Source organism: Pseudoponticoccus marisrubri, assembly GCF_001482405.1.
Taxonomy (GTDB): Bacteria; Pseudomonadota; Alphaproteobacteria; order Rhodobacterales; family Rhodobacteraceae; genus Pseudoponticoccus; species Pseudoponticoccus marisrubri.
The window spans coordinates 1-228 of the sequence record NZ_LPXO01000105.1; the positions used below are offsets into that span (position 1 = coordinate 1).

The following is a 228-nucleotide window of genomic DNA, read 5'->3' on the forward strand; positions in this document are numbered from 1 at the left end:
GGAAACTCTTCATAAGATGGCGGAACGTCAGCACTTGACGGTCATCGTCGCCATAGGATTCCTGGTGCAATTTCGGCAATCGATACCAAGGTTGTAACATGCTGTCATGATGGACATTGTGGTAACAGAAATTCAGCACCAGCAAGTTCACCCAAGGGTACTTTTCCGATAGCAGATTGGAATAGGTATTGTCGTGCTCGAACTGAGCGTCGCGCAGCCGCGCTTCCG

General features: G+C 50.0%; 1 protein-coding gene. It reads right to left on the reverse strand.

Features of this window, described 5'->3' with window-relative positions:
* On the reverse strand, positions 1–228 hold a 228-nt coding region (locus tag AVJ23_RS22575), incomplete at both ends, for a fatty acid desaturase (RefSeq protein ID WP_169795965.1).